This window comes from Pleomorphovibrio marinus (assembly GCF_003347495.1).
GTDB lineage: Bacteria > Bacteroidota > Bacteroidia > Cytophagales > Cyclobacteriaceae > Pleomorphovibrio > Pleomorphovibrio marinus.
Genome location: NZ_QCXY01000020.1, coordinates 22,302 through 30,043 on the forward strand (window position 1 = coordinate 22,302; position 7,742 = coordinate 30,043).

Here is a 7,742-nt window from a genome sequence, read left to right on the forward strand (position 1 = left end):
ACTCAAATTTTTTTGCTCACACTTTTAGCTAGTCCGCTGCATTCCAATAAGCCATGCGTTCGCAGTACTCCGCTTCCACGCTGTAAAAGCCAAACTCCTCACTGACTTTTCCACGGATCAGGTAGATACCCCGGCCCTTTAAGGGATGCTTTTTGACCACCGGAGGGAAATGTACCGTGTCTATCCAATGGCCTTCCCTGTCCAGAAAAGTACCGAAATTCATCACCTCGCCCTTTACCGTACGGGTATACTTCACCGTTACAAGGTAGCCGATCATTTGCACACTTTTCCCCAGGTAGTGGCACATGTCCAAGGCACGTATGCCGCTTGCTTGTTGGTCCCTGATCAAAAGGAAGGGGGAGTCTAGTGGAAATTCCAGGATTTCCAGTTGGTCCAGGATTTCCTGCCGTACATCGGAGGGCTCCAGATCGGGACATTTTAACTCATGGAGGCTATTGGTAGGGCGAAAAAGGGGTTCGGAACCCTGCACGGCTGCCTTCCGGCGATGCAGGATAAAATGGGTTTCCCAGAGCAGTTCCTGCTTGGTCTTACCCGTGAAGCGGAAGCAGCCTATGCGCACGAGAATCAGGATCTGCTCCAGGCCTATACCCACCCGGGACACAAAATCCATCAAGCTCAAGTAGGGGCCGTTTTGTTGGCGTTCCAGCAGTAGCCTGTTGCTGCTTTCCTTGTTCAGGTTTTTGAGGTGGATAAACCCTAGGTAGACCGTTTTTCCCTTGATAGTGGTGAGGTAATCGCTTTCGTTGATATGGGGAGCCTGCACGTCCGCACCATTCATTCTCAGCTCGTGCACATAGAATTCCGTGTGATAAAAGCCCCCAAAATTATTGATCACCCCGACCATGAATTCCAGGGGGTAATGGGCCTTGAGGTAGAGGCTTTGGTAGCTTTCCACGGCAAAGGATGCCGAATGGCCCTTGGCAAAGGAATAACCCGCAAAGCTTTCGATCTGATGCCAGACTTCCTTGGTAATAGCGGGATCCCTTCCCAGGTTTTTACAGTTTGCCAAAAACTGGTCCTTGACCCGCTGGAACTCATCCTTGGAGCGAGACTTGCCACTCATGCCGCGGCGTAGCACATCCGCTTCGCTAAGGGACAGGTCCGCAAAGTAGTGGGCCACCTTGATCACATCTTCTTGGTACACCATGATGCCATAGGTTTCCGGCATGATGTCATATAATACCGGGTGCGCCTGCTTTCTGCGCTCGGGGTGCCTGTGCCGGAGTATATATTCTCTCATCATGCCGGACCTGGCCACTCCGGGTCTTATAATGGAGCTGGCGGCCACCAGTTCGAGGTATTCATCGGCCTTCATTTTGGCCAATAGCATGCGCATGGCAGGGGACTCCACATAGAAGGCTCCTATGGTGCGTGCCTCACGCAGGTGCTGCTTGATTTTTGGGTCCTTCTTAAAGGCCTTGATTTGGCGGATGTCCACCTTTATGCCCTGGTTTTGGTAGATGAGCTCCATGCTGCTACGGATATGACCCAGTCCACGCTGGCTAAGGATGTCGAATTTGTGCAGCCCAATGTCCTCTGCCACGTGCATGTCAAACTGAGAAATGGGGAAGCCCTTTGGGGGAAGCTCCGTGGCGGTATAGTAATGGATGGGCTTGTGGGAAATCAGCACGCCTCCAGCATGGATGCTGAGGTGGGAGGGCATGTCCTGGATCACCTTGGCATATCTGTAGATCAGCTTGCCGTATTGATCCGGTTGGTACTTGGTCCCCTGGAGCTTGTCCCGGTGATAGATCAGGGATTCTATTTCGGTCTTGGGCAGCCCAAAGACTTTGCCCAGCTCACGTATCACGGAGTTGGCCTGGAAGGTGTTGAAGGTGGCCAGCAGGCATACATGCTCCTTGTCGGGGCGGTTGTATTTCTTGAAGATATAGTCCGTCACCTCGTCCCTGTCCGTCCAGGAGAAATCCAGGTCAAAGTCGGGAGGGTTTTCCCTGTAAAGGTTGATGAAACGCTCGAAGTAGAGATCCAGCTCCACGGGATCCACATCAGTGATAAAGAGGCAATAGGCTACGATGCTGTTTGCCCCACTGCCTCTACCCACGTAAAAGAAGTTTTTGTGTCGGGCAAAGTTTACGATGTCATAGTTGATCAGAAAGTAGGAGACAAACCCTTTTTGCTGGATGACTTCCAGTTCTTTCCGGATGCGTTTTTCTTTTATTTCATCCAGTGTCCCGTAGCGCAGTTTTGCCCCTTTAAAAGTCTCTTCCCTCAGGTATTCAACGTCCTCACAATCAGAGCCGAGGATGTCCCTCCTGTTTTTTACTGCTTGGAAGTAAAAGGAAAACTGGCATTGTTCCAGCAGCTTTTGGGCGTTGTAGATCAGGTAGCTGTGGTCCTGGCAGCGGGAGACCATATCTGCATAGGCGTACAACTGATCCCCGGGGTGGCCCTGTTCGGTAAGTGGCAGTTTGCTGAGCAGGGTGTTGATATCCATGCTGCGGAGTAGCCGGTGGGCATTGAAATCCACCTTGTCCTGAAAACTCACCGGCTGCAGGAGCACCAGTTTGTCCTTATGCTTGGCCCAGGGGCTATAGGGGAGTCGGTTGAGTTGGGAGGGTTTTACGCCTATGTATTCGTGATCCTTTAGGGGAAATGGAGTGGGGGATAGGGGATAGATGACAAAGGCGTTGTTAAAGTCTGGGGCACGTTCGGGAAAGGGTGTCTTGGATGTGAGGTGTAGGGAGAGGTGCAGGTTCAGTTCATAGAAGCCGTCTTGGTTCTTTGCAAGCCCTACATATTGCTGGGCGCTGCCGTTGCGGAAATCCACACCTATCACCGGGTGTATGCCCTGCCGATGCGCTTCCCTGATAAAAGGGAACACCCCTGCGGTACAGTTTATATCCGTGAGGGCCAGTGCATCCAGCTTTTTGCTTTTTGCGGCTGCCACCAGGGCTTCCACGGAAAGAGTACCGTACTTGAAGCTATAGTATGAATGACAGTTTAGGTGCATAATGTTTATTTAATTGACATTTTATAGTTGATAATATAAACAATTTGCAAGTGGTTTTCCTATGGCATTATCATTTTTTGTTAAGCAACTTATAAGGAAAGTAAAGGAAAATGACTTGGTAAATCAGGATGTTCCCAAGCATGACGATGCACTAGCTTGGCGTTAAACTTCCCAGTGGGATCACTAATACTGTAAGGGGCCGGGAGGCCTACACTATAGAATTATTTGGTGAGAGGTATAGGTGGTGGTTGAAGTATGGACTTATGTGACGGTTTTGAGGACTCTTCCAAAATTCCACAGTGTATATTTTTACTTGGGGGATGTTCCTTTTATTTTCTGGAAAATTTACCACATGCCTCTGAACTACTCCCAACAAGGCAGGCGCTATAGGATGGGGCAAGAGAAGCAAGTCATTGCGTACAGGATGATCTGTAAGGACAAGGTGGAGGAGAAAATCATGGATATGCAGAAGGCAAAAAACAAACTTGCCAAAGAGGTGATTGCCGAAGGGGATAGCTTTTTGGGGCAGTTGGACAGGGAGAGGATGTTGGAGTTGTTTGAGCAGTAACTGTTGAATGGAAAATTGGAAGACGGAAGACGATCACCTCATCACCAAATCACTCCATCCATCAGGGAAATGATTATAAACTGAGAGGGGGTCATAACCCTTCGTAATTCGTTAATTCCTAATCTGCTTTTCTCCAACTCCAATTTTTAGCTTTCAATTTTCCAAAAAGGTAATGGGGCATAGAAAGGATGACTTATTTTTTCCTTATTTTAACGTTTCCATTACAGATCAATCAAACCCAAAACACTATGAATTTGCTTAAGACATTTGCCCTTTTTCCAGTTTTATTTTGTATCACCCTCTTTAGCCTGGCACAAGAACATATCCGAAAGGAAGGTCGGTTTGATGAAATCTTAGAGAGAAGTGCTGAGGTAAAGAAACTTGCCGATGGATTTCAGTTTACCGAAGGTCCCGTCTGGAATCAGGAAGAGGGGTATTTGCTTTTCAGTGATATCCCTGCCAACACCATTTACAAATGGAGCCCCGATGGGGGCAAGGAATCCTTCAGAAGCCCCAGCAATAACGCAAATGGACTGACCTATGATAGGGAGGGAAACCTAATCATGGCTGAGCACAGCGGTAGGAAAATCAGCAAGCTAAGTCCGGATGGGGAGTACAGTACAGTAGTGGACAAGTACAAGGGTAAACCTTTCAATAGCCCCAATGATGTGATTGTGGATAGTAAGGGAGCTGTTTATTTTACAGATCCACCTTATGGACTAGATAGTGAGGCAACGGATACTTTGGGGTTTAATGGGGTGTACAGGTTCCATAAAAACAAACTTACACTTATTGCCGACGACCTGTACAGGCCTAATGGGCTTGTCCTGTCTCCAGATGAATCCATCCTTTACGTGGCCAATTCAGATCGCCCAAAAAAATACATGAAATATCCCGTTAGCAAAGGAGGTAAGGTAGGTAAGGGGAAGTTGTTTTTTAACGTTTCAGCTACCTCAGGAGAAGGCAACCCGGATGGCATAAAGGTGGACACCGAAGGGAACATCTATGCAACAGGACCTGGAGGAATCCTGGTATTTTCGCCCCAAGGAAGGCATCTGGGGACAATTGTGTTTCCGGAAACACCTGCCAATTTGGCCTTTGGGGATGAAGATATGCGCACCCTTTACGTGACAGCGCGTACGGGCTTGTACAGTGTAAGAGTTAAGATTTCAGGTAAGCAATAATATAGATGCATTCAAGAAGGAAATTTATTAAAAAAGCGGCAATAGGGACTGTAGCGGGGACTGGTTTGCTTGGAATTGCCCCAGCTCTAGCCAGGGAATCGGCATTTCAAGGCTACGAAGACCTGGACCTAATACTCAAGGAAAAAGTGCTCCGGATAGACGAGCTGAAGGATCCCATAATCATGGAGTCCGTGGAATTGTTGAGGTTTGGCGACAATTTTCTCTGTAGGGTAAGAACTGCTGATGGTGCGGAGGGGATTTCTGTGAGCAACAACATGCAGATGGTTCACCTGTATCCCATATTCGTTAACCGGATTCAGCCCTTCTTTGTAGGGAAAGACGCCAGGAAGTTGGAGGAGTTGTTAGACGAAGTGTATGTGTTTCAAAGCAATTACAAATTGCAGAGTCTGGCGCTTTGGGTGCCTTTGGCTACCTTGGAATTCGCAGTTATGGATTTGCTCGGCAAGTTTACCGGAAAGAGCCTTGGCCAACTGATAGGTGATATACACCATGAACACATTGCGGTGTACCAAGCCAACAATTATCGGGGGAGGAGTGCTGAAGAATCCATTGATTTGATTGAAAGAGACGTAAGGGAACACAATGCTAAGGCATTGAAGTTTAAGTTAGGCGGCAGAATGAGCAACAATGCCGATTTTCCTCCGGGTAGGACAGAAAAGCTGATTCCGCTGGTGAGAAAGAGATTTGGACCTGAAATGGTGATTTATGCGGATTCCAACGGTTCCTACACCCCTGAAGAAGGGATTAGAATCGGTAGATTAATGGAGGAATACGATTATGATTTTTATGAAGAGCCGGTGCCTTTTGATTGGTATGAAGAAACTTTGGAAGTGGCCCAGGCCCTTAGCATCCCCATCGCCGGGGGAGAACAGGAGCCGAGTTTGCACAATTTCAGGTGGCTGATCCACAATAATGCCTTAGACATCGTTCAGCCAGATATTTTTTATTTTGGTGGAATGGTAAGGTCCATGAAAGTGGCTAAGATGGCTCAGGCAAGGGGAAAGGAATGTACCCCGCATATTTCAGGGTCAGGGTTGGGTTATCTGTATATGATGCATTTTGTGGCGGCATTGCCCAATGCAGGCCCCTATCATGAGTTCAAAGGCTTCAATAGGGAAATTCCCTTAGACAGTCCTACTTCAAGTTTGAGCAGTGAGGATGGCAAGGTAAAAGTGCCCACTGGCCCTGGTTTGGGAGTTGAGATAGATCCTTCCTATATTGCCAAACACAGCTTAGTCACCTAAATTATCATCCCCTTATAAAGCTTCACATGCGATTTCGATTTTATTCTTCCCTTGCCTTCATCGTATTTTTGTTAGATTCCTGTGCCGAAAGGACCCAAAAATTGCCGAATATCGTGTTTATCCTGGTGGATGACTTGGGATACGCAGATTTGGGCTATTCGGGTTCGCCTTTTCACGATACCCCCAATATTGACAGGCTGGCTGCCAATAGCTGGTCTTTTACCCAAGGGCATTCTGGCAGCAGGGTTTGTAGCCCGGCAAGGGCCAGCATCATGACAGGTCAGTTTACCGCAAGGCACGGGATTACAGATTGGATAGGTGCTAAAACCGGTGAAGATTGGAGGTCACATGGTCGGCATGATCCCATGCTTCCCGCAGATTATACATGGAATTTGGCTGAATCGCACACTACCATGGCAGAAGCTTTTAAGGAGCAAGGGTATTCCACATTTTATGCAGGTAAATGGCACCTGGGAGATGAGGGATCCTATCCTGAAGATCATGGTTTTGACATCAATATCGCCGGATGGGACAAAGGTTCTCCAATGGGCGGTTTTTTCTCTCCCTACCAAAACCCAAAAATTGAAGATGGCCCAAACGGTGAAAACCTAACCATGCGTTTGGCTGAGGAGACGGCCAATTTCATTGAAAAACATCAAGAAGGTCCTTTTTTCGCTTACCTATCCTTTTATGCCGTACATGCCCCTATTCAGACTACAAAATTGAAATGGGAAAAATATAGGGAAAAGGCTCATGAAATGGGCATAGCGTCTACTGGATTTGAGATGGGAGAGAAGTTGCCATACAGGACGGTACAGGATAATCCAATTTACGCGGGACTTGTGGAGTCAGTGGATGATGCTGTAGGTTTGGTAATGAAAAAATTAGAAGCCTTGGGTTTGGATGAAAACACCATTGTGGTGTTTACCTCTGACAATGGTGGCGTTGTAGCAGGGGATGCTTTTGCCACCCATAATGTAAAAGTAAGGGGAGGTAAAGGACAACACTGGGAGGGGGGGACCCGCGTCCCCTATTTGATAAAGGCCCCAGGCATTAGCCCAAATGAGTCTGATTACCCGGTATCGGGGGCAGATTTTTACCCTACCCTACTTCACTTGGCTGGGTTTCCTCCTATACCAGAACAGCATGTGGATGGTACCTCACTTCTACCCTTGATGAAGGGGGAGGAGCTTCCAGAGCGAAGTCTGTACTGGCATTACCCTCATTACGGGAACCAAGGAGGAGTGCCTTCCAGCGTGGTAAGACGTGGTGATTACAAACTCATCCATTCTTGGGAAAGTGGGAGGGATGAATTGTATCATCTTGTAGAAGATCCCTTTGAAGAGGAGGATATTGCCAGGCAGCAGCCTCAGGTGGTCACAGCACTTACTCAGGAGTTGGAGCTTTTCCTTCAGGAATGTAAGGCGTTATTGCCGGTGAGAGACCCTAAGTTTGATCCCCAAAAATATAAGGAAAGGTTAGTGGATATGGAAGAGCGGTTTCTTCCTGAATTGGAACGAAGAAGGATGGAACAATTTGATCCCGAATGGCAGCCTAATGAGGATTGGTGGGGGAGTCAGCCCCTTACAGTGGATTAGGAATTGGAATTGCTAAGGAATTCGATGTACTTTCTGGACTTCTTTTTTTTGATTTCGAGTTCCCTTTTCCTTGCTTCGGATTTGTCGGCAGCTTTTTCGGAATAGACGACCTTCCAGTTTGGCGCCCCACTTTTC

Annotated in this window: 5 protein-coding genes; 4 read left to right on the top strand and 1 reads right to left on the bottom strand. The window is 47.7% G+C overall.

Going from position 1 to position 7,742, the window contains the following annotated elements; genetic code table 11:
• Positions 1 to 28: 28 nt before the first annotated feature.
• On the bottom strand, positions 29 to 2,992 hold the full coding sequence (locus DB520_RS26010) for a DNA polymerase III subunit alpha (protein ID WP_114752740.1): 2,964 nt from the start codon (positions 2,990 to 2,992) through the stop codon (positions 29 to 31).
• A gap of 352 nt (positions 2,993 to 3,344) precedes the next feature.
• Here DB520_RS26010 and DB520_RS26015 point away from each other — a divergent pair, with 352 nt between their 5' ends.
• The 4 genes from DB520_RS26015 to DB520_RS26030 all read left to right on the top strand — a co-directional run bounded on the left by DB520_RS26015 (position 3,345) and on the right by DB520_RS26030 (position 7,607).
• On the top strand, positions 3,345 to 3,560 hold the full coding sequence (locus DB520_RS26015; protein ID WP_157972259.1) for a hypothetical protein: 216 nt from the start codon (positions 3,345 to 3,347) through the stop codon (positions 3,558 to 3,560).
• A gap of 248 nt (positions 3,561 to 3,808) precedes the next feature.
• Positions 3,809 to 4,744, top strand: a complete 936-nt coding sequence (locus tag DB520_RS26020) for an SMP-30/gluconolactonase/LRE family protein (protein WP_114752749.1) — start codon at positions 3,809 to 3,811, stop codon at positions 4,742 to 4,744.
• Between the two features lie 5 nt (positions 4,745 to 4,749).
• Positions 4,750 to 6,009: a mandelate racemase/muconate lactonizing enzyme family protein gene (locus tag DB520_RS26025; protein ID WP_114752744.1), complete on the top strand. Its 1,260-nt coding sequence runs from the start codon at positions 4,750 to 4,752 to the stop codon at positions 6,007 to 6,009.
• Positions 6,010 to 6,035: 26 nt separating this feature from the next.
• Positions 6,036 to 7,607, top strand: coding sequence for a sulfatase (locus DB520_RS26030; protein WP_114752746.1), 1,572 nt, complete (start codon positions 6,036 to 6,038; stop codon positions 7,605 to 7,607).
• Positions 7,608 to 7,742 lie beyond the last annotated feature (135 nt).

What these genes read in the sequence shown, in the direction of transcription:
- DB520_RS26010 (WP_114752740.1), bottom strand. Translation starts at nt 2,992, where the DNA reads ATGCACCTAAACTGTCATTCATACTATAGCTTCAAGTACGGTACTCTT.
- DB520_RS26015 (WP_157972259.1), top strand. Translation starts at nt 3,345, where the DNA reads ATGCCTCTGAACTACTCCCAACAAGGCAGGCGCTATAGGATGGGGCAA.
- DB520_RS26020 (WP_114752749.1), top strand. Translation starts at nt 3,809, where the DNA reads ATGAATTTGCTTAAGACATTTGCCCTTTTTCCAGTTTTATTTTGTATC.
- DB520_RS26025 (WP_114752744.1), top strand. Translation starts at nt 4,750, where the DNA reads ATGCATTCAAGAAGGAAATTTATTAAAAAAGCGGCAATAGGGACTGTA.
- DB520_RS26030 (WP_114752746.1), top strand. Translation starts at nt 6,036, where the DNA reads ATGCGATTTCGATTTTATTCTTCCCTTGCCTTCATCGTATTTTTGTTA.